29 protein-coding genes, 1 other RNA gene and 1 pseudogene are annotated in these 23,815 nt (G+C 73.7%); 25 read left to right on the plus strand and 6 right to left on the minus strand.

From position 1 onward, the window contains the following. Positions 1-91: 91 nt before the first annotated feature. From C8D89_RS15550 to C8D89_RS15580, 7 genes are all read left to right on the plus strand, one after another. Positions 92-421, plus strand: a complete 330-nt coding sequence (locus C8D89_RS15550; protein WP_116709014.1) for a hypothetical protein — start codon at positions 92-94, stop codon at positions 419-421. Further along, positions 418-672, plus strand: a complete 255-nt coding sequence (locus C8D89_RS15555; RefSeq protein WP_116709015.1) for a hypothetical protein — start codon at positions 418-420, stop codon at positions 670-672. Before C8D89_RS15550 ends, C8D89_RS15555 begins: the two co-directional genes overlap by 4 nt. A gap of 110 nt (positions 673-782) precedes the next feature. Next, positions 783-1,616, plus strand: coding sequence for a hypothetical protein (locus tag C8D89_RS15560; RefSeq protein WP_116709016.1), 834 nt, complete (start codon positions 783-785; stop codon positions 1,614-1,616). Then, positions 1,609-2,526: an FtsK/SpoIIIE domain-containing protein gene (locus C8D89_RS15565; protein WP_116709017.1), complete on the plus strand. Its 918-nt coding sequence runs from the start codon at positions 1,609-1,611 to the stop codon at positions 2,524-2,526. Before C8D89_RS15560 ends, C8D89_RS15565 begins: the two co-directional genes overlap by 8 nt. Then, positions 2,523-4,052, plus strand: coding sequence for a replication initiator (locus tag C8D89_RS15570; RefSeq protein WP_116709018.1), 1,530 nt, complete (start codon positions 2,523-2,525; stop codon positions 4,050-4,052). The genes C8D89_RS15565 and C8D89_RS15570 overlap by 4 nt, the downstream gene beginning before the upstream one ends. Beyond that, on the plus strand, positions 4,049-4,264 hold the full coding sequence (locus tag C8D89_RS15575) for a helix-turn-helix transcriptional regulator (RefSeq protein WP_243418131.1): 216 nt from the start codon (positions 4,049-4,051) through the stop codon (positions 4,262-4,264). The genes C8D89_RS15570 and C8D89_RS15575 overlap by 4 nt, the downstream gene beginning before the upstream one ends. After that, positions 4,264-5,400, plus strand: coding sequence for a tyrosine-type recombinase/integrase (locus tag C8D89_RS15580; protein ID WP_116709019.1), 1,137 nt, complete (start codon positions 4,264-4,266; stop codon positions 5,398-5,400). The genes C8D89_RS15575 and C8D89_RS15580 overlap by 1 nt, the downstream gene beginning before the upstream one ends. A gap of 26 nt (positions 5,401-5,426) precedes the next feature. Here C8D89_RS15580 and rnpB read toward each other — a convergent pair. Beyond that, an RNA gene (gene rnpB / locus C8D89_RS15585) (RNase P RNA component class A) lies at positions 5,427-5,830 on the minus strand. 140 nt (positions 5,831-5,970) lie between these two features. Between rnpB and C8D89_RS15590 the strand changes: the two genes are divergently transcribed. The 3 genes from C8D89_RS15590 (at position 5,971) to C8D89_RS15600 (ending at position 9,149) form a co-directional block, all read left to right on the plus strand. Then, on the plus strand, positions 5,971-6,729 hold the full coding sequence (locus tag C8D89_RS15590; protein WP_116709020.1) for a sulfite exporter TauE/SafE family protein: 759 nt from the start codon (positions 5,971-5,973) through the stop codon (positions 6,727-6,729). Then, entirely contained in the window at positions 6,726-7,967 is a 1,242-nt protein-coding gene (locus tag C8D89_RS15595; RefSeq protein WP_116709021.1) for an SLC13 family permease, read from the plus strand. Before C8D89_RS15590 ends, C8D89_RS15595 begins: the two co-directional genes overlap by 4 nt. 63 nt (positions 7,968-8,030) lie before the next feature. Beyond that, positions 8,031-9,149, plus strand: coding sequence for a DUF2332 domain-containing protein (locus tag C8D89_RS15600; protein ID WP_116709022.1), 1,119 nt, complete (start codon positions 8,031-8,033; stop codon positions 9,147-9,149). 58 nt (positions 9,150-9,207) lie between these two features. Here C8D89_RS15600 and C8D89_RS15605 read toward each other — a convergent pair whose 3' ends face one another. The 3 genes from C8D89_RS15605 to C8D89_RS15615 are packed head-to-tail and all read right to left on the minus strand — an operon-like array spanning position 9,208 to position 11,461. Beyond that, positions 9,208-9,870 (minus strand): histidine phosphatase family protein, encoded by a 663-nt coding sequence (locus tag C8D89_RS15605; RefSeq protein ID WP_116709023.1) that lies wholly within the window; start codon positions 9,868-9,870, stop codon positions 9,208-9,210. Then, positions 9,867-10,607: a zinc ribbon domain-containing protein gene (locus C8D89_RS15610; protein ID WP_116709024.1), complete on the minus strand. Its 741-nt coding sequence runs from the start codon at positions 10,605-10,607 to the stop codon at positions 9,867-9,869. Before C8D89_RS15610 ends, C8D89_RS15605 begins: the two co-directional genes overlap by 4 nt. Further along, positions 10,604-11,461: a Nif3-like dinuclear metal center hexameric protein gene (locus C8D89_RS15615; RefSeq protein ID WP_116709025.1), complete on the minus strand. Its 858-nt coding sequence runs from the start codon at positions 11,459-11,461 to the stop codon at positions 10,604-10,606. Before C8D89_RS15615 ends, C8D89_RS15610 begins: the two co-directional genes overlap by 4 nt. A 109-nt stretch (positions 11,462-11,570) precedes the next feature. Between C8D89_RS15615 and C8D89_RS15620 the strand changes: the two genes are divergently transcribed. The 12 genes and pseudogenes from C8D89_RS15620 (at position 11,571) to C8D89_RS15655 (ending at position 19,778) form a co-directional block, all read left to right on the plus strand. Continuing rightward, a complete protein-coding gene (locus C8D89_RS15620) occupies positions 11,571-12,953 on the plus strand; it encodes a recombinase family protein (RefSeq protein ID WP_165825726.1) in 1,383 nt (460 codons plus the stop codon). 222 nt (positions 12,954-13,175) lie between these two features. Then, complete coding sequence (locus C8D89_RS15625) at positions 13,176-13,388, plus strand: helix-turn-helix domain-containing protein (protein ID WP_165825727.1); 213 nt, start codon at positions 13,176-13,178, stop codon at positions 13,386-13,388. Position 13,389: 1 nt separating this feature from the next. Beyond that, positions 13,390-13,542, plus strand: coding sequence for a hypothetical protein (locus C8D89_RS29265; protein ID WP_165825728.1), 153 nt, complete (start codon positions 13,390-13,392; stop codon positions 13,540-13,542). Between the two features lie 149 nt (positions 13,543-13,691). Continuing rightward, the gene (locus C8D89_RS15630) at positions 13,692-14,360 is read left to right on the plus strand and encodes a DUF3854 domain-containing protein (RefSeq protein ID WP_133251922.1); all 669 of its coding nucleotides are present in this window, start codon (positions 13,692-13,694) and stop codon (positions 14,358-14,360) included. A gap of 214 nt (positions 14,361-14,574) precedes the next feature. Then, positions 14,575-15,594, plus strand: a pseudogene (locus C8D89_RS31145) (DNA primase family protein); the annotation flags it as partial. Between the two features lie 469 nt (positions 15,595-16,063). Next, positions 16,064-16,909, plus strand: coding sequence for a phage major capsid protein (locus tag C8D89_RS15640; protein WP_165825729.1), 846 nt, complete (start codon positions 16,064-16,066; stop codon positions 16,907-16,909). Positions 16,910-16,914: 5 nt separating this feature from the next. Then, on the plus strand, positions 16,915-17,301 hold the full coding sequence (locus C8D89_RS29270) for a hypothetical protein (protein ID WP_165825709.1): 387 nt from the start codon (positions 16,915-16,917) through the stop codon (positions 17,299-17,301). A 212-nt stretch (positions 17,302-17,513) separates the two neighbouring features. Continuing rightward, positions 17,514-17,900, plus strand: a complete 387-nt coding sequence (locus C8D89_RS15645) for a hypothetical protein (protein ID WP_116709030.1) — start codon at positions 17,514-17,516, stop codon at positions 17,898-17,900. Continuing rightward, the gene (locus C8D89_RS28745) at positions 17,887-18,090 is read left to right on the plus strand and encodes a hypothetical protein (RefSeq protein ID WP_133251923.1); all 204 of its coding nucleotides are present in this window, start codon (positions 17,887-17,889) and stop codon (positions 18,088-18,090) included. The genes C8D89_RS15645 and C8D89_RS28745 overlap by 14 nt, the downstream gene beginning before the upstream one ends. Continuing rightward, on the plus strand, positions 18,087-18,428 hold the full coding sequence (locus tag C8D89_RS15650) for a hypothetical protein (protein ID WP_116709031.1): 342 nt from the start codon (positions 18,087-18,089) through the stop codon (positions 18,426-18,428). Before C8D89_RS28745 ends, C8D89_RS15650 begins: the two co-directional genes overlap by 4 nt. Then, entirely contained in the window at positions 18,425-18,577 is a 153-nt protein-coding gene (locus C8D89_RS29275) for a hypothetical protein (protein WP_165825730.1), read from the plus strand. Before C8D89_RS15650 ends, C8D89_RS29275 begins: the two co-directional genes overlap by 4 nt. Beyond that, entirely contained in the window at positions 18,549-19,778 is a 1,230-nt protein-coding gene (locus C8D89_RS15655) for a hypothetical protein (protein ID WP_116709032.1), read from the plus strand. The genes C8D89_RS29275 and C8D89_RS15655 overlap by 29 nt, the downstream gene beginning before the upstream one ends. A gap of 121 nt (positions 19,779-19,899) precedes the next feature. Here C8D89_RS15655 and C8D89_RS15660 read toward each other — a convergent pair whose 3' ends face one another. Beyond that, positions 19,900-20,463: a hypothetical protein gene (locus C8D89_RS15660; RefSeq protein ID WP_116709033.1), complete on the minus strand. Its 564-nt coding sequence runs from the start codon at positions 20,461-20,463 to the stop codon at positions 19,900-19,902. A gap of 205 nt (positions 20,464-20,668) precedes the next feature. On the opposite strand from C8D89_RS15660, the gene C8D89_RS15665 reads away from it, so the two are divergent. From C8D89_RS15665 to C8D89_RS15675, 3 genes are read left to right on the plus strand one after another with little or no spacing between them, the layout of a single operon-like run. Continuing rightward, positions 20,669-21,139, plus strand: coding sequence for a low molecular weight protein-tyrosine-phosphatase (locus tag C8D89_RS15665; protein WP_116709034.1), 471 nt, complete (start codon positions 20,669-20,671; stop codon positions 21,137-21,139). 47 nt (positions 21,140-21,186) lie between these two features. Further along, on the plus strand, positions 21,187-21,939 hold the full coding sequence (locus C8D89_RS15670; RefSeq protein WP_116709127.1) for a fructosamine kinase family protein: 753 nt from the start codon (positions 21,187-21,189) through the stop codon (positions 21,937-21,939). A 30-nt stretch (positions 21,940-21,969) separates the two neighbouring features. Beyond that, on the plus strand, positions 21,970-22,812 hold the full coding sequence (locus C8D89_RS15675; RefSeq protein WP_116709035.1) for an SURF1 family cytochrome oxidase biogenesis protein: 843 nt from the start codon (positions 21,970-21,972) through the stop codon (positions 22,810-22,812). On the opposite strand, the gene C8D89_RS15680 is transcribed toward C8D89_RS15675, so the two are convergent. After that, the gene (locus tag C8D89_RS15680) at positions 22,797-23,789 is read right to left on the minus strand and encodes a cobalamin biosynthesis protein (RefSeq protein ID WP_116709036.1); all 993 of its coding nucleotides are present in this window, start codon (positions 23,787-23,789) and stop codon (positions 22,797-22,799) included. The two genes, C8D89_RS15675 and C8D89_RS15680, sit on opposite strands and share 16 nt — an antisense overlap. Between the last annotated feature and the right edge of the window lie 26 nt (positions 23,790-23,815).

Below are 23,815 nucleotides of genomic sequence, written 5' to 3' on the forward strand. Positions count from 1 at the left end.
CACGTGAGTTGGTGTGGGCGTCCCACCGATTTCCGGAGTCTTCGTGGTGCCCCGAGACCAGGGGCCATCACCGAAGTCCTCGGAGGACACCATGGCAATGATCAAGGTCGACATCTCGGGAGCCCGCTACAGCGTCGGCGTCGAGCCCAAGCCCAAGAACGACATGGAGGGCCGGCAGCGGACCGACCGGCTCACCGGCACCCCGCTGTACGTCACCCAGCTGGTCAAGCTCGACGACGACGGCGCCGAGATCGTCGCGGTCACCACCCCCGGTCAGCCGGACGTCGGGCAGGGCGCCGAGGTCCGCCCGGTCAACCTCATCGCGATCCCCTGGCAGCAGGGCCAGCGCTCCGGCGTCGCGTTCAAGGCCGACAGCATCGAGCACGCCCCGGTACCCACCGGCAAGGGCGGTGCCGCGTGACCGCCGCCCGCGAACACACCGAGACCCGCGGGGCCGGGCTCAACGCTTCGCAGGCCGGCGGCCACGAGTGCGTCATGTGCGAGACCTCGTTCGTCTGGCCCGAGGTCCCCGCCCAGCACCGCCCGAACCCGGTCCCCGGCACCCGCTCCGGACCGGCCGGCATCCCCGCCGTCCCGGTCGGGGTCTCCGGAACCGGCTCGCAGGTCTTCGCCTGCCTCGGCATCTGCGCCGCCCTCGCCTACCCCGACTGAACCGCCCACCGGCATTACCCGGGTCGGGGCTGGCTTCCCCGCAGCCCCGACCCCTCCCCACATGGCCCGGCCGGTGCCCGCCCGGCCCTCCCGCTCCGGAGTGACCCGCTATGTCTGCGAACAACAACAGCCGCCCGGCCAACCGCCCGATCATCCGCCGCGCCCGCACCGACTCCTTCGAGGTCATCACCGCACCCACCCGGCACCCCGCCGCCCGAGTCCTCGGACTCCTGATCCGGCTGCGCGCCGAGATCGCCGTCGTCGTCGGGCTCGTCGCCGCGTACGCGCTGATGCTCGGCTGGCTGCCGCCAGTCGCGGTCTCCGCGATCGTCGCCGTCGCCGTCGCCGTGGTCCTCGCCGTTCCCGCCCTGCGCCGCTTCGTGTCCCACCGCGCCTCGGCGGTCATGACCCGCCACCGGCTGCGTCAGGTCCTCGTCGAACGGCGCTGCTTGAACTTCTCCCGCTCCGCCCCGCTGTTCCTCTGGTCGCACCCCACCGAGGTCGGCGAGACCGTCTGGCTCCTGCTCCGCGCCGGGATCAGCCCCAGTGACGTCGAGAACGAGACCGAGTGGATCGCCTCCGGGTGCTTCGCACGCGACGCCCGCGTCACCCCGGTCCGCCGCATGTCTGCGCTCGTGCGGGTCGAGGTCATCCGTCGTGACCCCCTTGCCCAGGCCCTGATCGCCTCCGAACTCGACGACTGGACCGCCATCGCCGGCCAGGCACCCCCGCGCGGCACGCAGGTCGTCCCCCCGAAGCCCGGCAACCAGCACTGGTCCGGCACCGGCAACCGCGCCGACCACTGCCCGACCCCTCGGGCCACGCTCGACGAGCACGACAACGTCCCGTCGGTCGTCATCGAGCACGCCGATCCGGTACCCGCGGCGACGCCGGAGCCGGTGGCGGTTCCGGAGCGCGGTGGGGATTGGTCGGACTATGTCTGAGCCGGTCCGCTTCCGGGACCTGCTGCGCTCGTGGACCTCTTCGGTCCGGACCCCGTCCGCGCCGTGCGTGGAGGCGCCGGCGCCGCCGTCGATCTGGGACCCGATCCACCTCGGCATCGACGAGCACGGCCACCCCGTCCGCGTCACCCTCGCCTACCGCAACGCCCTGCTGGCCGGTGAGCCCGGCGCCGGCAAGTCCGTCGGTCTGAACCTGCCTACCGCGCACGCCGCCCTGTCCACCGACTGCTCGCTGTGGCTCTTCGACGGCAAACGCGTCGAACTCGGACTCTGGCGCCCCGCCGCCGACGGCTTCGTCGGCCCCGACCTCACCGAGGCCATCGACGCCCTCCGCGAGCTGCAGGCCGACATGGACACCCGGTACGACTGGCTCGACGCCCGCCGCCGCCGCAAGATCACCCCCGACGACGCCGCCCACGGGCTCTCACCGATCGTCGCGGTCTTCGACGAGGTCGCCTACTACTCCGCCACCGTCGGCACCAAAGCCGAGCGCGAGGCGTTCTCGGTGCTCGTGCGTGACCTCGTCGCCCGCGGCCGCGCCGCCGGGATCATCGTCATCGCCGCCACCCAACGCCCCAGCAGCGACATCATCCCTACGTCGCTGCGGGACCTGTTCGGCTACCGGTGGGCGTTCCGCTGCACCACCGACGCCAGCTCGGACATCGTCCTCGGGCACGGCTGGGCCGCCCGCGGCCACTCTGCCGCCGCGATCCCGCCCGAGGACAAGGGCATCGGCCTGCTGCTCGCCGAAGGCGGCCAGCCGACCCGGATCAAGTCGGCGTTCCTGTCCGACCAGCAGGTCGACGCGCTCGCCGCCACTGCCGCCTGGCTTCGCGAGGGCCGGCGCATCGCCGACGACGCCGTGGCCGGCGCGAGAGGTGATCGACGGTGAGCACCACCGGCACGACGGTCGACGAGCTCGGGCGCCGCCGTCTCGCGCGCGCCGCCGCCACCACTGCCTCGGCGGAGTTCACCCGCCACGCCCGCGCGGACTGGTCGGGCTGGCTCGCGCACCTTGGCGGCGCCGTGGCGGGCTGCTCGCACCCGATCCGCCTCGCCGGCTCGATGACCACCGTCGAGCAGGCGACCGGGCGCATCACCGCCGAGACCTCGACGGCCGATCTGCCGGACGCGGCGCTCTACGTGCCGTGCGGCAACCGCCGCGCCAACGTGTGCGCCTCGTGCGCGGAGACTTACCGCGCCGACACCTACCAACTCGTCACCGCCGGGCTGCTCGGCGGCAAGGGCGTCCCCGCCACCGTCACCGAGCACCCGTGCGTGTTCCTGACCTGCACCGCCCCGTCGTTCGGGCCCGTCCACACCTCCAGGACGGACGCGAAGGGCCGGGCGTTGCCGTGTCATCCCCGCCGCACGGTCGAGCAGTGCGAGCACGGGCACGACCTCGTGTGCTGGCATCGGCACGACGAGCACGCCCCCGAGGTCGGGCGCCCGCTGTGCCTGGACTGCTACGACCACGACCACCAAGCCGTCTGGAACCACTCCGCCGGGGAGCTGTGGCGTCGCACCATGGTCACCGCGACCCGCGCGCTGCGTCGCCTCGAGCAGCCGGGGGCGAAGCTGCGGCTGTCCTACACGAAGGTCGCCGAGTACCAGAGCCGCGGCGCCGTGCACTTCCACGCCCTCGTGCGTCTCGATGGCCGCGACCCCGACGACTCGCCCGCGATCCTGACTCCGCCCGCGGGTATCCGCGCCGGGCAGGTCGCGCTGCTGCTGGGCGAAGCCGTCCACGGCGCCACCTGGCGCACCGAAGCCCACCCCGAGCAGCCGGACGGCTGGTCGATCGGCTGGGGCGAGCAGTGCGACCCCCGCCCCGTCCGCCTGACCGTCCGCGACGTCGACGACGCGGGCGAGATCACCCACGGCGCGGTGGCCGGCTACCTCGCCAAGTACGCCACCAAAGCCACCGAGATGGCTGGTCACGTCTCCACCCGCCTCGACGACACCACCGCCTCGGCCTACGCCGACCCCACCTCTCACGTCGGGCGGCAGATCGCCGCCTGCTGGCGCCTGGGCACCCGCCCCGATCTCGAGGACGCCCCGCCGCCGGACGCCCATGACTGGCGCCAGGGCTGGGGTCGGCTGCGGCGCTGGGCGCACATGCTCGGCTTCGGCGGCCACTTCTCCACCCGCTCCCGGCGCTACTCCACCACCATGACCGCCCTCCGCTCGGCGCGCCGCGACTGGGCCCGCGCCCACGCGCGCAGCGCTGGCCCCGAGGTCGACGAGCACGACGACCAGGCCGACGAGGAGAGCACCGAGGTCGTCGTCGCCTCCCTCACCTTCGCCGGGATCGGCTGGCACACCACCGCCGACGCCCTCATGGCCAACACCGCCGCCGCCAACGCCCGCGCTAGGAAGCAGGCGGCTCGCGACGCGCTCGGCTCGATCACCGCATGACCAACGAGAAGGGAAGGACGATGCAGAACGAGGAACCGGAACGGCTGTGGGGAGTCGCCGACGTCTCGGCGTTCCTAGGCGTGCCGGTGAGCACGCTCTATCAATGGCGTTATCAGGGCATCGGGCCCGCCGGCCGGCGCGTCGGCCGTCACGTCCGATACGACCCGCGAGACGTGCGCCGTTGGTTCGCCGAACTCGACGACGCCGCCTGATGTCGTCGATCGAGAAACGCATCCGCGACGGCAACACCACGTGGATCGCCCGCTGGCGCGACCCGTCGAGGAAGCAGCGCAAGCGTTCGTTCCCACGAAAGCTCGACGCGCAACGCTTCCTCGCGACGGTGGAGGCCGATCTCGTCCGTGGGTCGTACGTCGACCCGAACGACAAGACGGTTCTCCGCGACTACGCGGAGTCGTGGCGACTCGCGCAGGTGCACCGGCCGACTACGCGGGCGCATGTGGAGACCAACCTCCGGCGCAACGTCTACCCGTACTTCGGTGACCGCCGGCTCGCCTCCGTCCGCCCGAGTGAGGTGCAGGCGTGGGTGAGCCGGCTGTCGTCGGAACCGGACGCGCTCTCGGCCTCCACGGTGCAGGTCGTCCACGGGATCGTGGCGTCGATCTACAAGGCCGCGATCCGTGACCGGCTGGTCTCGTCCTCGCCGTGCGAAGGCACGCGGTTGCCCAAGAAGCTGCCGCGCGAGATCGTCCCGCTCGCGACGGAGACGGTCGAGGCGCTGATCTCGGCCGCTCCCCCGCGCCTGCGGGCGCTCGTCGTCCTCGGAGCCGGAACGGGGATGCGACAGGGCGAGTGCTTCGGGCTCGCGCTCGACCGGATCGACTTCCTGCGCCGGACGCTGCGCGTGGACCAACAGCTCGTGCTCATGCCCGGGAAGTCCACGTTCCTGGCGCCACCAAAGACATCGGCCTCGCACCGGACGATCCCGCTGCCCCAGGTCGTCGTCGAGGAGCTGGCCGAGCACGTGCGGCGGTTCGCGTCGTCGCACCCCGACGGCCTGGTCTTCACCGTCGAGAACGGGAGTGGGCTGCGGCGGACGGTGTTCTCCCGCGTCTGGCGCCCGATGGTCTCCGTGGCCGGTGCTCCGGCCGGTACCGGGTTCCACGACCTCCGGCACTACTTCGCGTCGCTGCTGATCCGCCACGGCGAGTCGGTGAAGACGGTGCAGAGCCGGCTGGGGCACGCGACCGCGGCCGAGACCCTGGACACCTACTCGCACCTGTGGCCGGACTCGGACGACCGCACGCGGGAGGCGGTGGACTCGGTGCTCCGACGGCCTGCTGTGCCCCCGATGTGCCCCGACCAGGGCACCGAGGAAGGGTCCGGGTAGGAACATGCAGGTCACAGGGTGTGGGGCGGACGAGTCGGCCTGTAAGCCGGATCCTGTCCCCACGGGCCCTCGCGGTCCCGTGGGTGGCGACCATCCATCTCGGCCCGCCGTCGCCGGCGGGCTCCAGCGGTCTACCCGCAGGTCTCGGGCGGGCAGCCCTCGGACGACCTGCGCGGCCGGTCCTCGCGGACCGGCCTTCTTGACCTTGCTCCGGGTGGGGTTTACCGAGCCGTCCTGGTCACCCAGGACGCTGGTGGTCTCTTACACCACCGTTTCACCCTCACCACCGGGCGAACCCGGTGGCGGTCTGTTCTCTGTGGCACTGTCCCGCGGGTCACCCCGGGTTGCTGTTGGCAACCACCCTGCCCTGTGGAGTCCGGACTTTCCTCGACGGGCCTCGTGGGCCCGCCGCGGTCGCCCGGCCGACTCGTCCGCCACACCCACGATACGACGCCGCCGCGAGGGGCACGTACCGCACCCGCTCCGGGCCGTGGATCATGCCGGACGTGCCCCTCGCGGGCGGGCACGTCCCCAGGACACGCGTCGGCACGACCGTTAGCGTCGCTCACCGTGTCGGACCCGTCGGTGCTCCAGATCGTGCTGCTGGGCGGGCTGGGGCTCCTCGCCGGCGCGGTGAACGCGATCGCGGGCGGCGGGTCGCTCATCGTCTTCCCGGCCCTGCTCGCGACCGGGATGGCGCCCCTGCCCGCGAACGTCACCAACTCGGTCGCGCAGTGGCCGGGCTACGCCGGGTCGACGGTCAACGCGCGCACCGACCTGCGGCGTCAGCGTCGCCGGCTGGTCACCACGAGCGTCGTCGCCGCGCTCGGGTCGGGCGCGGGATGCGCGTTGCTGCTGACGCTGCCGCAGTCGGTGTTCGACGCGGTCGTGCCCGTGCTGGTGCTGCTCGCGAGCCTGACCCTCGGCGCCCAGCCCTGGATCAAGAGCTGGACGCAGCGGGAGGAGCGCAGCGCGGACAACCCGAGGGCACTCCTCCCGGCGACCTTCCTCGCCGCGGTGTACGGCGGGTACTTCGGTGGCGCGCTGGGCGTCGTGCTGATCGCCGTGCTCTCGCTGCTGGCCCACGACACACTGCAGCGGCTCAACGCTGTGAAGGTCCTGCTGTCGCTGGTCACGAGCACGGTGACGGTGCTGCTCTTCGCCCTGTTCGCACCCGTCGACTGGCTCGCGGTGCTCCTGCTCGCCCCGACGACGCTCGCCGGCGGCTACCTCGGGATGGCCGTCGCCAAGAAGATGCCCGACGGCGTGCTGCGCTGGAGCGTCGTGGTGCTGGGGGTCGGGGTGGCGGTCTACCTGTTCCTGCGGTGACGGCGCTCGCGGTCGGCCTCCTGGCCGCCGTCCTCGTCGTCGCCGTCACCCGCCCCCGCGGGCTGCCCGAGGCGACGGGCGCCGTGCCGGCGGCCGCCGTCGTCCTGGTGACAGGGCTGGTGACGACGGCGGTCGCGTGGGACGAGGTCCGCGAGCTCGCACCGACCGTCGGGTTCCTCGCCGCGGTGCTCGTGCTCGCCCGCCTCGCCGACGCCGAGGGCGTGTTCCGGTGGGCCGGCGGGGTACTGGCGCGCCGGTCGGGCGGCCGGCCGCGGCGCCTGTTCCTGCTGGTCGTGGTCGCCGCGACGATCACCACCGCGGTCCTCAGCCTCGACGCCACCGTCGTCCTGCTCACGCCCGTCGTGCTCGACACCGCCCGGCGCCTCGGCGCCCGGCCCGCCCCGCACGCCTTCGCGTGCGCGCACCTGGCCAACAGCGCCTCGCTGCTGCTGCCCGTCGCCAACCTGACCAATCTGCTGGCCCTGCAGTCCACCGGGCTGCCGTTCCTCGGGTTCGCCGCGATGATGGCGCTGCCGCAGCTCGCGGTGCTGGTCGTCGAGTACGTCGGACTGCGGTGGACGTTCCGCTCCGACCTCGCCGTCGACCCGGTCGGCACGCCGACCGGGGACGCCGCACCGCCGCCCCGGTTCGCGGTGGCGGTCCTCGCCGCGACACTCGTCGGGTTCGCGGCCGCCTCATCGCTGGGTGTGGAGCCGGTGTGGGTCGCCGTGGCGGGCGCGGCCCTGCTGGCGGCCCGCACGCTCGTGACCGGATGCGCCGAGCCCCGTCACGTGCTCGCCGCGGCCTCGCCGGTGTTCTGCGTGTTCGTGCTGGCCCTGGGCGTGGTGGTCGCGGCGGTCACCGAGCACGGGCTCGGCGACCTCCTCGCCGGCCTGCTGCCCGCCGGCACCTCGTTCCCGCAGCTCCTGGCCGTCGCGGGGCTGGCGGCGATGCTGGCCAACCTCGTCAACAACCTGCCCGCGACGCTCGTCCTGCTCGCGGCGCTCGGGCCGACGCCCCCGGTCGGGCTTGTCCTCGCGATGCTGATCGGGGTGAACGTCGGGCCGAACCTCACGCCGGTCGGCTCGCTCGCCACACTGCTCTGGCGTCGCGTCCTGGCCGCGCGCGGGATCCCGGCGCCGCTGGGGACGTTCACGCGCGCCGGCCTCCTGACCGTTCCGGCGGGCGTGGTCGGCGCGACGGCGGCGCTGTGGCTCGTGTTGACCCTGACGGGCTGATCTGCCGCGAGCAGGCGGGTCGGTGTTGCACGACCGACCCGGCGCTCGGCACGCTACGGGCTCGTGACGTCCCCCGAGGCCGAGTCGCGCGCCCGCGTGCGCGAGCAGGCGCTCGGCATCGCCGCGGGCTGGTCGCCGCCCGACGCGCCGCCGACCTGGGCGCTGACCGCCGAGCTGTTCCGGGCGATCGCCACCGAGCCCGAGCTGCTGGCGCTCGGCGCGCGTATCCCGGCCGACCGGCTCCCGCCGTTGCTGCTCAGCGCGGCCGTGCGCTACCTCGTCGGGCGGCGGCGGGAGGATGGGCTCGCCCGCTACTTCCCCACCCCCGGCTCGGGTCAGCCGCCGCTGGACCGCGGCTTCCGGCCGGCCCTGACCGCCTTCGTCCGAGAGCACGCGGGGGAGCTGGCGGCGCTGTGCGCCGAGCACCGCTACCAGATGAACGAGGTGGCCCGCAGCGCCGACGTCCTCGCCGTCCTGGGGCACGTCGACCCCGAGCGCCCGATCGCGCTCGTCGACCTCGGCACCGGCGCGGGACTCGGGCTGCACCTCGACCGCTACCGGTTCGTCTTCGGCGACCGCGCGGTGGGCGACCCCGACGCCGCGCTGACGATCGCGCCCCGACTGCGCGGGCGTCCCGCACCCCTGCCCTCGCGGATGCCGACCATCGCCGCCCGCCTCGGTGTCGACGTGGAGCCGCTCGACCTCGACGACCAGCGTGTGCGCGACTGGCTCGCCGCCTGCATCCCGCCCGAGGCCGGTGCGGTCGACCGATTTGCGGCGGCCTCGGAGGTCGTCCGCGAGCACCCGGCGCCGATGGTGCGCGGCGACGCCGTCGAGGACCTGCTCGCCCTGTGCGACGGGATGCCCCGCGACGCGCTGCTCGTCCTCGTCGACACCTACGTCCACGTGTTCCTCAGCGACGCCCAGCGCGCCGCGTTCCGGCGGCGGCTGCCGGAGCTGGACCGTGACGTCGAGTGGATCTCGGTCGACCCACTGACCCCGCTCGGACCCGACGGCACCGAGAGCGTGCAGGGCCTGCCCGTGCCGCCCCGGGCGCGGGAGGCGTCGCGGGCCGGGGTCACCGGGGTGATCGGCCACGTCTCGATCGCGCGCGACGGCACGACGACCGGCGCGGTGCTCGGCCTCGCGCACCCCGGCGGGGGGTGGCTGGAGTGGCTTTGACCTGCGGTCGTGTGCGCGCTTGTCCGTGCCCTGGCACGGGCAAGCGCGCACGAGGCCGCTAGGCCAAATAGCTGGTGTCGTTGACCAGCCGCACCGACGCCCCGCCGTCGGGCCAGAACTCGACGACCGACAGGCACGCGAGGTCGAGGTGCAGGCGGTAGAGCATCTGCGGCCCGGCGTCGAGGGCGCGGCGCAGGATCAGCTTGATCGGGGTGACGTGGCTGACCACGACGACCGTCTGCCCCGGGTGGCGGCGCAGCAGGTCGTCGAGGGCGGTGTCCACCCGGCCCGCGACGACGTCGAAGCTCTCGCCCTGCGGCGGGCTGACCGAGCTGTCGCCGAGCCACGCCCGGTGCACCTCGGGGTCCTGCTGGGCGGCCTCGGCGAAGGTCAGGCCCTCCCACGTGCCGAAATCGGTCTCGGTGAGGCGCTCGTCGACGCCGATGCCGAGCCCGAGCACCCCGGCGACCGGCTCGGCGGTCTGGCGCGCCCGCAGCAGCGGGGAGCTCACGACCGCGCGGATGTCGCCGTCGCCGATGTGCCGGGCCGCCAACGCGGTCGCCGCGGCCGCGGCCTGCTCGAGGCCCTCGCGGGTGAGCTCGGGGTCGCCCCGCCCGGAGTAGCGCTTCTCCACCGACAGCGGGCTCTGCCCGTGGCGCAGGAGCAGCACGCGGGTCGGCATCGTCGTGCCGCGCCCGGTCCAGGACCCGGCCGTCGTCATGCGTTCCCCGCCTTCGAAGTCCGCACCACGATCGCCCCGCACTGCTCGCACCGCACGACGTCGTCCGGGGCGGCCGCGGCGATGTCGCGCAGCTCGCTGCGGTCCATCTCCAGCCGGCACGCCCCGCACCGGGCGCCGATGAGCTCGCCGGCGCCGGTACCGCTGCGGGCGCGTTGCTGGTCGTAGAGGGCAAGGAGGTCCTCGGGCAGGGACGCGGCGAGCTCGGTGCGCTCGGCGCCGCGGCGCGTCTCGATCACCTCGATGTCGCCGAGCACCCCGTCGCGGCGCTCGACGGCGTCCGCGAGCACGGTCTCGGCCTCCTCCAGGGCCGCCTGCTCGTGGGCGAGGTCGGTCTCGGCGGCGTCGAGGCGCTCCATGGCCTCGAGCTGGGAGTCCTCGAGCACGCCGCGGCGCCGGGCGAGGGTGTCGAGCTCGTGGGACAGGTCGGTCATCTGCTTCGCCGACACGCTGCCCGAGTCCATCAGCCCGCGGTCGCGCTGCTCGCGGGCGCTGACCTGGGCCACCTCCTGCTCGAGCTTCGCCACGTCCCGGCCGAGGTCGCTGACCGAGGTGCGGGCGCGCACCACCGCGTCCCGGCGGGCGCGCAGGACGGTCTCGGCCTCCTCCACCGCGGTCTGCTCGGGCAGCGTGCGCCGCCGGTGCTCGGCCCGCGCGAGCTCGGCGTCCAGGGCGGCGAGGTCGAGCAGCTTCCGCTGGACGGTGGGATCGGCCTTCACGAGATCACGGCTCCTGCAGCAGAGGTGGCGGGCGAGGCGTGGCCGAGGCTCCACGCGTCGGTGCGGATCGTCGAGACGGTGATCTCCGGCGCGTCGTCGAGCGCGCCCAGCACGCCCGCGGCCTGCGCGCACCAGGGGTGCTCGGAGGCCCAGTGCGCGACGTCGACCAGAGCGGGAGCGCCGGGTTCGGCGAGGTGGTCGGTGGCGGGGTGGTGGCGCAGATCGGCGGTGACGTAGACGTCGACCCCGGCGGCGCGGGCGAGGTGGAGCATCGAGTCACCGGCCCCGCCCGAGACCGCGACGCGCGCCACGCTGCGCTGCGGGTCGCCGCCGGCGCGCACGCCCCAGGCCGTGGGCGGCAGGGCGTCGGCCACCCGGCGGGTGAACGCGGCGAGCGTCTCGCGCTCGGGCAGGCGGCCGATCCGGCCGATCCCGACCCCGGTGCCGTCCGCCGGCGCGTCGTCCTGGGGGGCGAGCGGGGCCTCCACGGTGATCCCCAGCGCGTCCGCCAGCGCGTCGGACACCCCGGGGTTCGCCGCATCGGCGTTGGTGTGGGCGCAGTAGAGCGCGATCCCGGCGCGGATGAGGCGGTGGATCGCCGAGCCCTTCGGCGCCGTCGTCGCCACCGCGTGCACGCCGCGCAGCAGCAGCGGGTGGTGGGTGACCAGGAGATCGGCACCCGTCGCGATCGCCTCGTCGATCACTGCGGGCAACGGGTCGACGGCGACCAGCACCCGGCGGACCGGCTCGGAGGGGTCGCCGACCGTCAGCCCCACCGCGTCCCAGTCCTGCGCCAGCGCCGGCGGGTACGCGGCCTCGAGCGCGGCGACGGCGTCGGCGACGGTGCGGGTCATGGCCGCCCATTCTGCCCACCCGCCGCGGGGGCACCGAGGGGGCGGGCGGGACGATGGCGGCGTGCACGTGGTCTTCGTCTGTGCGAAGACTCGCGCTAGCATCTTTGCTGTGACCACCACGCGTGCCGGCGTCTACTGCCGCATCTCCCGTGATCGAGTCGGCGCCGGGCTCGGCGTCGAGCGCCAGGAGCAGGACTGCCGCGACCTCGCCGCGTCGCTCGGGTGGGAGGTCGCCGACGTCTACGTGGACAACGACCTCAGCGCCTACTCGGGCAAGCCGCGACCGCAGTACGAGCGCGCGCTGACCGACCTCGAAGCGGGCCGGATCACCGCCGTCCTCGCCTGGCACACCGACCGGCTGCACCGCTCCCCGACCGAGCTGGAGCGCTACATCGCGGTCTGCGAGCCCCGGGGCTTGCCGACGCGGACGGTGCGGGCCGGCGAGCTGGACCTCAGCACCGCCGCCGGGCGCATGACCGCGAGGATCACCGGCGCAGTGGCCCGGCACGAGAGCGAGCAGAAGGGCGAGCGCGTGAAGCGGCAGAAGCAGCAGGCGCAGGCGCAGGGCCGCTGGACCGGCGGGCGCCGCCCGTTCGGCTTCGAGCCGGACGGCGCCACGGTCCGCGAGGTCGAGGCCGAGGCCATCCGCGACGCCACGCGCCGCATCCTCGCCGGGGAGTCGATCCGCTCGATCGTCCGCGAGTGGAACGTCCGCGGGCTCACCACCACGACCGGCACCCCGTGGGACGCCACGAGGGTCCGTCAGATGCTTCTTCGACCCCGGAACGCCGGGCTCGTCGGCAACCGCGCCCGTCGCGTCGTCGGCCCCGCCGTGTGGCCCGCGATCGTCGAGGGCGAGGCGTGGCAGGCGCTCGTCGCGCTGCTCTCCGACCCCTCGCGGACGACGCATCGCGGGACGTCGCTGCGCTTGCTCGGCTCGGGGCTCTTCCACTGCTGGTGCGGCGCGCTGGTGCGCTCGGGCGGCAACTCCGCGGCCGGACGCCCGCGCTACACCTGCACGGCGGTGTCCTCGCACGTGCGCCGGGTCGCCGAGCCGGTCGACGAGATGGTCACCGTCGCCGTAGAGGCGCGGCTGGAGCGACCCGACGTCGCCGACCTCCTCGCCCCGACGCCGGCCGACCCCGGACCGCTGCGCGAGCGCCTCGACGTGCTGCGCGCCCGCGCCGACGAGATCGCCGCCCTGTTCGGCGACGGCGACATGACCGGTGCGCAGTTCCGCCGGGCGAACGAGCGCGTACAGGGCGAGATGCGCGATATCGAGGCCGAGCTGGGTCGGCAGCACACCGGGACCGCGCTCGCCGGCATCGCCGACGCCGACGACCCCGTGGCCGCGTTCCGCGAGGCGAGCATCGAGCGGCGGCGCGCGGTCGTCGACCTGCTCGCGACGGTGTCGCTGCGCCGCGGGACGCCGGGCCGGAACTCGTCCGGCGCCTACTTCGACCCGGAGTCGATCATCATCGGATGGAAGTAGTGAGCTGCGTCACCTGATCGAAAGCGTGACATCGTTACACGCAGTGATCGAAAGCCGCAGGTCACGGCCGGCGCCCGGGTGCCTTGTGACACAGTATTAGCGTATCCAAGTGACACGTTTTCGCAGATCAGACGGCCTTTAGCGCCTGGAAACATGATTGAAAGCCCCTGATCTGTGGTTGTCGCCCAACACGGGCGGTCGCACCCAGGAAGGGGACACACCGTGACGATCCCGGTCACCGACGACGCGGCTCCCGCCGACGCCCTCGTCCTCGCCTACACCCCCGACGAGGTGGCTCACGGCATCCGCGTTCCGGTCCGTCAGGTCGACGACGCGATCCGGCGCGGTGAGCTGAAGGCCATCCGGGTCGGGCGCCACCGCCGCATCACCCCCGCCGCCGTCGACGAGTACCTCGCTCGGCTCACGGGTCGCTGACGTGGCCCTCACCAAGGTCGCGAGGCGCGCGGCCCGCGAGAGCGCGGAGTCGGCGCCGCCGCTGAGCGAGGAGCAGCGCGAGCGCCTGCGTGGGCTGCTGCTGCGTCGCGACCGCGCGGCCGACGTGCCGGCGCCACGAGCGAGGAGCGCCTGACCCCGGACATGAGTGCGGCCCGAGGCCGATCAACCCCGGGCCGCCGAACCTCACGACCACGCTCCTGATGCGCGAGGCCCGTCGTAGTCGGTGTGCGGACCGGCTACACCCCGCGCGAGGTGCGTGATCTCTTCATCGAAGGAGACACGATGACCCCGACATCGTATGGCGGACCCGGCCGCGAGGCGGCCCCCGTGAGCGGCTTCTCCGACGCGGCACGTCAGTACCTCGCGGACCGCGCGGTCGACGAGGAATCGGCCCCGTCGCTGGGCATCGAGCCCGTCGCCGACGTCACCGATCTCCCCGAGGGACTCGGGAACTACCCGACGCCCGGCTTCACCGCCCGCTGGGACGACCCGCACGGCGAGGAGCCGCCGGTGATCCAGTACCACGCCGACGAGCCGGGCGACTTCCCGAAGTACGGGTTCGTCCGGGGTGAGGGCCCCGGGCTCGGGCTGGTCCGCGAGGCCACCGGCCGGCCCCGCCTGATCGCCATCGTCGAAGGCACGAGCCAGGCCCGAGCGCTGGCCCGCTACGCGCCCGACGACGTCACGGTGCTCGCCATCCCCGGCTGCTGGGGCTGGTCGCACGAGGGCACGCCGACGCCACGGCTGCGGTACGTGAAGGGCCACGACGTGCTCGTGATCCTCGACGGCGACGCCGCGAGCAACCTCGACGTCTACGAGGCGGGGATGGCGCTCGCCGCGGCGCTGCGCAGCTACGGCGCCGCGTCGGTGTACTTCCCCCGGTTGCCCGTGAGCGGGAAGTGCGGGGTCGACGACTACCTCGCCTCGATTCCGGAGGGCGACCGTGGGTGAGCGCGCCGAGCACGTCGCACGCCTGCTCACCCTGCCGGACACCGCCCGTGAGCTGACGCGACTGGAGAAGCCGGCCGACCGGCGGCCGAAGCCGAAGCGGAAGACGGTCACGCCCGTCGGCGACGACGGCCTGCCGTTCCACGACGACGACCGTCTCGCCGAGGCGTGGGCCAAGGGCCACGCCGACCGCTTCCGGTGGCTCGACGGGGAGGATGTGTGGCTGCGCTACCGGCTCGGCCGGTGGGAGCGCTGTGGCCCCTCCGCGGTCAACCTCAGCGTCCGCGAGCACATGCGGGCCGTCGCCGAGGCGTACGAGGCGCGCGCCGAGATCGCCGGGGACGACGAGGACGCCGAGAAGCTGCGCGCCGTGGCGACCGGGCTGCGCTCACACCGCCGCGTCGGCAACGTCCGGGCGATGGCCGAGGGCGCCGCGCCGCTGCTCGTGCGTCCCGAGCAGCTCGATGCACACCCGCGGCTGTGGGCGGCCGGCAACGGCGTGGTCGACCTGCTCGACTTCGAGTTCCGCGAGCCCGACCCCGACCTTCTGCTCACCAGCGGCTCCGACGTGATCTACGACCCGACCGCGACGTGCCCGCGCTTCGACGCCTTCCTCGACGAGGTGCTCCCGGACCCCGGAGTGCGCGAGTACGTGATGCGCCTGTTCGGCGTGGCGCTGTTCGGCGAGGTGCGCGCCGACGCGCACGTCTTCCCCGTGTTCATCGGCGAGGGCCGCAACGGCAAGGGCGCCCTCATCCGGATCATGGAGCACCTCTTCGGCGCTGCCGCGGTGAAGGTCGAGGCCGCCGCCCTGCTGGAGCGCAAGTTCGACAAGCACTCGCAGGAGGTCGCGAAGCTGCGCGGCAAGCGACTCGCGACCGCCGAGGAGACCGACAAGCGCGTCCGGCTCAACGTGGCTCGGGTGAAGTCCTGGACCGGCGGCGACCGGCTCGTCGGCCACTTCATGCGGGAGAACGACATCGAGTTCGTCCCGAGCCACGTCCTGATCATGGCGACGAACAACCGGCCCGAGGTCGACCCCGACGAGCGCGCCTTCTGGTCTCGCTACCGCGAGGTGCCCTTCGAGGTGTCCATTGAGGGCCACGAGGACCCGACGCTGGAGCCCCACATTTCCGACCACGAGCTGCCCGGCGTGCTGAACCGGGTCCTCGCCGGGGCTCGCGACTACCTGGCCCGCGGCCTCGCCGCGCCCGCGGCGGTCAAGGTGGCGACGGCCGAGGCGCGCTCGGAGTCGGACTACCTCGCCCGCTTCGTCGAAGAGTGCCTGACCTACACCGGCGACGACGACGACCGGCCGACGAACGCCGAGGTGCGCCGCGAGCTGGTCCGCTGGATGGCCGTCTACGAGCGCGGGGTCGAACCCCCGAAGGATCACCAGCTCACCTCGACACTGCGCGCGCTGCTCGGTGTCAACACCGACGACCTCCCGAAGCGGGGGCGTGCCCTCGGCGCCGGTCGGACGGGGCGCATCGAGCGCCGATGGTTCGGCGTCCGGCTGGTCGGTGTTGCCGGCAAGGCCACCGGTGTTGACGGCGTGTTGCCGGGCCTGCCGGGCGACCACGCCGACGAAACCGCAGTTCAGGGCGACGGTGTTGCCGGGCCGCGACGTAATCGCGGTGGCGAGCGTGAGCGTGATGGCTCTGCGTCGGATGTGACTCGACCATTCGATGACAGAGGTGTGCCCCATGCCCCCCATGCTCACGACCACCAACGGCACGGGCGCGATCCTGCCGGCCGACGTCCGCGAACTGATCATTCTCCCGCTGCGGGAGCAGTCGGTCGCGATGCAGTGCGCGACCGTGATCACGACCGGCGCCCACGAGGTCCACTTCCCCCGCCAGACGAGCGAGATCGAGGCTCAGTGGGCCGAGGAGGGGGCCGAGCTGGCCGTCGACGACATCTCGTTCGACGAGGTGACGGTGCGCCCGAGCAAGGTCGGCGCGATCACCAGCGCCTCGAACGAGCTCATCGCCGACTCCTCGCCCGAGGCCGCGGCGCTCGTCGGCGACTCGATCGCGGCGGCGCTCGTGAACGCGGTGGACAAGGCGTTCTTCGGCGCCCTCCCGGCCCCGGCGCCGTCCGGGCTCGGCGCGCTCGCCGACGACGACGTGATCCTCATCGGCACCGACCACTCGGGCCTCGACCCGTTCGCGAAGGCCGTCAGCGACGCCGCGCAGGTCGGCGCCACGCTCACGAGCTGGGTGATGAACCCGGCGACGGCGCTGACCTACGCGCTGCTGCGCGAGGGCGAGGGCTCGGAGCGCACGCTGCTCGGTGTCGACCCCGCGATGCCCACGCGCCGGCTCATCGAGGGCCGGCCGATCCTCGAGACCCGCCACGTCCCCGAGGGGCTCGTGTGGGGCGTCCCGGAGGCTCGGGCGTACGTGGTGCTGCGCGAGGACGTCCAGGTGGACACGAGCCGGGACGCCGCGTTCTCGCGCGACGTGACACTCCTGCGCGGGACGCTTCGGATCGGCTTCGCCCTCGACACCGCGCCCGGCCTGGTCAAGATCGCCGACATCTCGGGCTGATCGAAGTGCTACTCGGCGTCGCCGACCTGGAGGCGTACCTCGGCCAGGAGGAGATCGATCAGTCACGGGCCGCGCTGCTGCTGACGATGGCCGAGCAGGCGGCCGAGACGATCGTGCGCCCGCTCCCCGAGGGCGCGGCGTGGGTCGTGCTCGACGTGGCGGCCACGGCCTACTCGGCCCCGACTGGACCCGGTGGCGCTGCTGCTGTCGGTCCCTTCTCGGGTCAGGTGGCGCCGGGCGGTGTGTTCCTCTCGAAGCGACAGGCCGAGGCGCTGCGTCGTCTCGCGAACCGTGAGTCGGCTCGCGCCTTCACGATCGACACGACGCCGGTCGTGAGTCGCTGGCCCCGAGCACGACAGCAGTGGGGCGAGCGAGCCATGCGCTCGCGATGAGGGCCGCTCGTCGTGGTCCTTGCGCGGGGATGCCACGACGAGCCACGTCGGGCCGCACACCCGACGACCCGGTGGCCGCGGTGAGGCGAAGCGCCGCGGCCACCGGGACCCCTGGGGAGGGACCCCCTGGCCCGGGGGACCGAGATCGCCGGGAGGCATAGCCCGGCCCCTTGTGCGTGCAGCACGCCTTGAGAATCGACAGGAGATCGACGATGCCGGATCAGACGGCGCCGAAGGCGCCCAAGGCGCTCGCCAGCGCCGGCCGGGCACTCTGGCGCGCGGTGACGGGCACCTACGAGCTGCGTCCCGACGAGCTGCGCACCCTGGAGGACGCCGCCCGCGAGTGCGACCTGATCGAGCGCCTGGAGGAGGCGCAGCGCGACGCGCCGCTCACGGTGAAGGGCTCGCAGGGTCAGCAGGTCGCGAGCCCGTTCGTCTCCGAGCTTCGTCAGCACCGCGGCGTCCTCGCCGGGCTGCTGCGCGGGCTGCACCTCCCCGACAGCGATTCGAGCGGCGGGCTCTCGACGGAGTCGGTGTCGGCGGCGGCGCGCCGGTCGGCGCGTGCCCGATGGGACGGGAAGCGTCGTGGCACGGCTTAGGGGCGACGACGGCGGCGGGCCGGTGCTCCCGCGGCACCTCGCCGAGTACCGCGAGGTCGACTGGCTCGACGTCCCCACGCCGGGCAACTTCGGGACCGATCAGCACCGCTACGTCGACCAGAAGCGCCGCTCGGCGTGGACGGCGGCGCGGCACCGGTGGCTCATCGATCACGGGCTGGTCGACGCATGAGCACGCCGATCGATCCGTCGACCACGTCGACCAGCGCGCCGACCGGCCTCGACCGGGCGCTGCTGGAGTGGCTCGGCTTCGACCTCGACGACGTCGCCGAGTGGTGGGCCGGCCGGGAGTCGTGGCCGTCGCCGATGCGCGTGCTGGTCGACGATCTCGCGTTGCGCGGCGTCGACACGGTCGACGAGATGTCCGAGCAGGACCGGCACCGGCTGCGCGTCGCGGACCGCGTGAGCGAGGTGCAGGAGGGCTACCGACGGCGCTTCGTCACCGGGATGCGTCGGCCTGGCCCGGGTGGGCGGTCGGTCGCTCGCCACCACGACGAACGACGGTTGTGACCAGCGAGATGAAGACCGAGATGTTCCGCGGCACCTCGGCGCTGTCGGGGGTGCGTGCGAAGCTCACATCCCTGACGATGCGCCATGTCGAGGCGCGCGTGGTGACCGATGGAGAGCGCTGTGGCACGGGACCCGTTCTGGATCACTGACCTCCATCGAGATCGCGACATCGAGATCACTGTGCCGCTGTCCGAGGAGGCCGTCGACTTCTTGCGTGAGGTGCACACCCGCGGGACAACGTCCAAGACGGCTGAGGGGCGGCGGGTGGAGTGCCGAGCCCACGACAACGACGGGCGGCTCGCCGAGTTCCGAGACGCTGATGGCCGCGTGCACGACATCTGGATGTACGTGAAGGAGCGGAACGGTCGACTGCTGCTCTGCCACTACCCCTTCGATCGCAAGGACGTGCGCCTCGCGGACCACGACTTGACGGACGTGGAGGGTCCGGCCCACCGGCTCCTGAAGGACATCTGGCAGCAGGCCTACGAGGACGGCGGATGCACGGTCCAGCAGGAGCGCCGCCTTGGGAATCGCCAGTTCGACGTCTGCGCAGAGCGGAACGGAAATCTCTACGTCGTCGAGAGCGACCACACCACCCGCAGCCTCGCGACCGCGCGACGCAAGTGGGATTCGGACCGCGCCCTGGGCGTGGCCGCCACCCTCTTCTGCGCCGACCGCCCGAACCCCCCGTATGCCAACCGAGTCCCGCACACCGAGGTCAACGAGCTGCCGATCAGGCGGCCGCACCCTCGCCACCTGCCGATCGCCCGAGGCCCTCGGGTGATCGAGTTTCTTCGCTGCCGGGCCGGCGGTCCGTGGCAGCGCTGCCCGGAGCTACCCAAGGGCAGCAGGGCTACGTACTGCGGCAAGGAGCACCCTTGGTTCACCCCCTGGGTGGAGCGCGGCTCCTTGACCGTCGGGGATGTCGGGGAGCGACTTCCGATCGGTGACCTGGTCATCGTTCGCCCGGGAAGGCAGCGGATTGAGGCGTGCGTAGTCAGCGCCGAGGACGGGCGCGCGCTCGACGAGTACCTCGATGGCGCCATCGCTCCTCTGCACGATGATCCCGCGACCCGCACCAACCCGCACACGCGCGTCGTCACCGCTGAGGAGATGGCAGCGCGTGTGGCGGTGCCAGCACCGCGACAGCCGAGTTGGGGCGAAGACCGGCCGCCGGCCACCGTCGGCGCCCACCCGAACCCTCCGCTCGCCGGGCCCCCGTCTCGCGCCACAGGCCAATGTGAGAGGTGCGGACGGCCAGGGGTGCCAGACGCGCCTCGCGGGGCAGACCGACTCATTCACGGTCGGTGCGTGAGGTGCGCGTACCCCGGCGGCGACGCGCCAGACTGACCACAAGTGCGCGCCCGGAGGATCAACACGAGGCGAGGTCAGCGGCCTGCCCAGGTGTTCTCGATCAGCCTGGCCGTCTTCCTCTTTGGGGTTGCAGCGCCCCGCCCGTCGGAGCCCAGGGTCAGCACCACCGACGCCTTGAGCAGAACCGCGACTCGCCGTCGTCATCGTCTTCCTCCACCTCCACGTAGGTGTCGCCGTTTGGCTCGGACGACGCCGACGTGGGGGGTGTGCTCGAGACCGTCGGCAGAGGACACGCGGCGAGACGGTTGTCAGCTCGTTGGTTGACGAACACGTCGGCGTAGTTCTCGCCCCGCGGGGTGTAGACGTCAGCCTCTACGAAACCGGGGGGTGCGGTGCCGGGCGCATCGCGAGTGAGCGCGCGAGTGGCCGTGATCGTCTTCCCGAGCACCAGCCGGGTGGCCAGCGCCAGGTCGGCGTCGTGTTCACACTGGTCAGTAGCCGGAGAGCCGTTCATGCGGGTGACGTGAGCCCGCCGGCCGTCCGCGAACACGAGGTTGGCAGGCGATAGGACCTGGGTCACAACAGCAGTCGGTGATGGTGGCGCCGCGGTTGCGCTGTTCTCCACGATGGGGCGTCCCGTGGCGCAGCTCTTGACCCATAGGGCGATCAAGAGGATGACGATAATGATGGCGGCCCACTTCAGCCCGCGACCGGTGCTCACTTGACTTGGCCGTGGAGGCGGATGGACGCCGTTGACCATGTGTCACTGCTCCCCCCGAGCTTGGCGGCTGCGACCGCAGCTGCATTGACTGAGGCATCGGTCGTTGGGACGCGCGCATTACGGCCCGTTGTTGTGGGCCGGGTCGGCAACCGAGTGAAGATTGCCCACCCGGAGGGCCGGTGCCGGGCACGGCAGGATCGTCGTCGTGGACGAGGACAAAAGGTGCCAGTCGGTCGTGTTCGTGTGTTCGGGCAACATCTGCCGCTCCCCGGTCGCCGAGAAGATCTTCCGCGCCCGGCTCGCCGAGGCGGGGCTGGAGGACGCGGTGACCGTGTCGAGCGCGGGCATCGGCGACTGGCACGTCGGCGAGCCCATGGACCGACGCGCGGCCTCGACGCTGGAGCGCGCCGGCTACGAGACCACCCACACCGCGCGGCGGATCGACGCCGGGCAGCTCCGCGCCGACCTGCTCGTGGCCGCCACCGAGGACCACGTGCGCGACCTCGTCGCGAACGGCGCCGACCCCGAGCGCGTCGTCCTGCTGCGGGCGTTCGACCCCGAGGCGCCCGAGGGCGCCGAGGTGCCCGACCCGTACTACGGCGGACCGGGCGGGTTCGACGAGGTGATCGCGATGGTCGAGGCCGCGATGCCCGGGCTGGTGGAGCGGGTGCGGTGAGCTCGGTCGAGTCGCTGCTGGCGGGTCCCGCTCGCCGCGGCGTGCAGATGACCACGCTCGACGACGGCACCGAGGTGGTCGTCAAGTCCGGCGAGCCGTCGGCGATCGCCGCCGAGGCCGCGGGCCTGCGCTGGCTGGCCGAGCCCGGCACCGTGGGCGTGCCGTCGGTGCTGGGCGAGGCCGAGGGGCGGATGGTGTCGACCCGGGTGCCCGAGGCGCGCGCCGACGACGCCGCTGCGGAGCGCTTCGGACGTGGGCTGGCCGCGCTGCACGCCGCCGGCGCCCCGGCCTTCGGCTCCCCGCCGCCCGGCGGGCCGGTGCACGCGTGGATCGGCGAGGCGCGGATGGTCAACGAGACGGGCGCGGACTGGCCCGCCTGGTACGCCGCGCACCGCGTCCTGCCCTACGCCCGCCAGGCCTTCTCCGGCGAGGACCTGGCGCTGGTCGAGCGGGCGTGCGCCCGGTTCGGCGACGTCGCCGGCCCGCCCGAGCCGCCCGCGCGCCTGCACGGCGACCTGTGGACCGGGAACGTGCTGTGGGTCGGTGACACGGCGTGGGTGATCGACCCCGCGGCGCACGGCGGGCACCGCGAGACCGACCTGGCGATGCTGGCGCTGTTCGGCGCGCCCGGGCTGGAGAGGATCCTCGCCGCCTACGACGAGGCCGCCCCGCTCGCCAACGGCTGGCGCGACCGCGTGGGCCTGCACCAGCTCTTTCCGCTGCTCGTGCACACGGTGCTGTTCGGCGGCGGTTACGGGGCGCGGGCGCTGTCCGTCTGTGAGCGGATCTCACGTTCATGACCGCGACATCCGCTCACGTAACCTGAGCCCGTGCGGTTCCTGCTCCGGCCCGGGTGGATCGCGCTGACGCTCGCCGTGGCCGCGTTCGCCTTCGCCTGCTACTACCTGCTCGCGCCGTGGCAGTTCCACCGCGGCGACGAGCGCGACAGCGTCAACGCGGCGCTCGCCCGCGGGGTCGCGACGGCGCCGGTCCCCCGCAGCGACCTCGTGGCCCCCGGCACCGCGCCGCCGGCCGAGGCGGCCTGGCGCCAGGTCGTCGTCACCGGCACGTACCGCCCCGAGGGCGAGGTGCTCGTGCGCCTGCGCAGCGTCGACGGCCACCCCGCGATGGAGGTCATGACACCGCTGACCACCACCGCCGGCGAGACCGTGCTCGTCGACCGCGGGTACGTGCGTACCGACAGCGCCGGCACCCTCCCGCCGATCCCGCCCCCACCCGGCGGCACCGTGACCGTCACCGGCTACCAGCGCCTCGACGAGGGCGCGCCCAGCCGGCCCATGGTCGTCGACGACGGCCGGCGCCAGGTCTACGCCGCGAACGCCGCGGCCGTGTCCGAGGCCGGCGGCGTCCCGGCGAGCCCGGGATACCTCCAGCTGCTCCCCGACCAGCCGGGCGTGATCACCGCCGTCCCGCTGCCCCCGCCCGACCCGAACCCGTCGTACTCCTACGCCTGGCAGTGGCTGATCTTCGGGCTGATGGCCGTCGGGGCGTGGATCTACTTCGCGCGCCTGGAGTACCGGCGCGCCCGCGGCCTCGACCCCCGCCCCCGGCGCGACGACCAGGACCCCCGCGACGCCGCCGACGGGACGCCGTGGGACGCGCGCCCGACGAGCACGGAACAGAAGCTCGCCGACCGCTACGGGCGGCGCTGAGCGGGGGCTCCCCCGATGTCCGACGCGAGCGTGGCAACCACGCCGAGCAGGGCCGTGGCGAGCCCGACGAGGCGGGACAGGCGGACGGCACGGGCGAGGTCGGGGACGGCTGGGGGGCGGCCGTCGCCGAGCACGGGCCGGTCCTGCACGCCGTAGGGGTACACGGTGCGCCCGCCGAGGCGCAGGCCGAGCGCGCCGGCGAACGACGCCTCCACGGGCCCGGCGTTGGGGCTCGGGTGGGCCGGGGCGTCGCGGCGCCACGCACGCCACGCCGCCGCGGGACGCCCGCCGACCAGCGGGGCGCACGCCGCGGTGAGCAGCGCCGACACCCGCGCGGGCACCACGCCGGCGATGTCGTCGGCCCGCGCCGAGGCCCAGCCGAAGCGGGCGTACCGCGCCGAGCGGTGCCCCACCATCGCGTCCAGGGTGTTCACCGCCCGGTGTCCCAGCAGGCCCGGCACCCCGGCGAGCGCACCCCACACGAGCGGCGCGACCACCGCGTCCGCGGTGTTCTCCGCGACCGACTCGAGCGCCGCGCGGGCCAGGCCGTCGGCGTCGAGGGCGGAGGGGTCGCGCCCGCACAGGTGGGGCAGCCGGTGACGGGCGGCGGCGACGTCCCCACGGTCGAGCGAGGCGCCCATCGCCGCCCCCTCGGCCGCCAGCGACGTCCCACCCAGCACGGCCCAGGTGGCGAGCGCGGTGAGCCCGGCGTGCACGGCGGGGCGTGCCCGGCGTTCGGCCAGGACGCCCAGGCCGACCGCCCCGCCCACGAGCGCCGCGGCGTAGGCGACGCCGGGGCCGCGTCGGTCGGCCCACCACCGCCGCTCCAGCCACGTCGCCACCCGGCCGAACGCCGCCACCGGGTGGCCCCGCCGTGGGTCGCCGAGCAGCGCGTCGGCGAGGACCCCGAGCGCGAGGCCCAGCGCCCGCGTGCGCGCGAGGGGCACGCTGCGCAGGGGCCGGCGCCCGTCGATCATGCGCACCGTGCCCCTCGCGAGCGCGC

The sequence above is a fragment of the Actinomycetospora cinnamomea genome (genome assembly GCF_003096675.1).
In the GTDB taxonomy this organism is placed as follows: Bacteria; Actinomycetota; Actinomycetes; order Mycobacteriales; family Pseudonocardiaceae; genus Actinomycetospora; species Actinomycetospora cinnamomea.

Bases quoted from the DNA above. Each gene is read 5' to 3' on its own strand.
- C8D89_RS15630 (WP_133251922.1), top strand. From the start codon at position 13,692: ATGACCCCGACATCGTATGGCGGACCCGGCCGCGAGGCGGCCCCCGTG.
- C8D89_RS15615 (WP_116709025.1), bottom strand. From the start codon at position 11,461: ATGACCCGCACCGTCGCCGACGCCGTCGCCGCGCTCGAGGCCGCGTAC.
- C8D89_RS15605 (WP_116709023.1), bottom strand. From the start codon at position 9,870: ATGACGACGGCCGGGTCCTGGACCGGGCGCGGCACGACGATGCCGACC.
- C8D89_RS15550 (WP_116709014.1), top strand. From the start codon at position 92: ATGGCAATGATCAAGGTCGACATCTCGGGAGCCCGCTACAGCGTCGGC.
- C8D89_RS15565 (WP_116709017.1), top strand. From the start codon at position 1,609: ATGTCTGAGCCGGTCCGCTTCCGGGACCTGCTGCGCTCGTGGACCTCT.
- C8D89_RS15575 (WP_243418131.1), top strand. From the start codon at position 4,049: ATGACCAACGAGAAGGGAAGGACGATGCAGAACGAGGAACCGGAACGG.
- C8D89_RS15560 (WP_116709016.1), top strand. From the start codon at position 783: ATGTCTGCGAACAACAACAGCCGCCCGGCCAACCGCCCGATCATCCGC.
- C8D89_RS15645 (WP_116709030.1), top strand. From the start codon at position 17,514: ATGCCGGATCAGACGGCGCCGAAGGCGCCCAAGGCGCTCGCCAGCGCC.
- C8D89_RS15680 (WP_116709036.1), bottom strand. From the start codon at position 23,789: ATGATCGACGGGCGCCGGCCCCTGCGCAGCGTGCCCCTCGCGCGCACG.
- C8D89_RS15640 (WP_165825729.1), top strand. From the start codon at position 16,064: ATGCCCCCCATGCTCACGACCACCAACGGCACGGGCGCGATCCTGCCG.
- C8D89_RS15580 (WP_116709019.1), top strand. From the start codon at position 4,264: ATGTCGTCGATCGAGAAACGCATCCGCGACGGCAACACCACGTGGATC.
- C8D89_RS15670 (WP_116709127.1), top strand. From the start codon at position 21,187: ATGACCACGCTCGACGACGGCACCGAGGTGGTCGTCAAGTCCGGCGAG.
- C8D89_RS15650 (WP_116709031.1), top strand. From the start codon at position 18,087: ATGAGCACGCCGATCGATCCGTCGACCACGTCGACCAGCGCGCCGACC.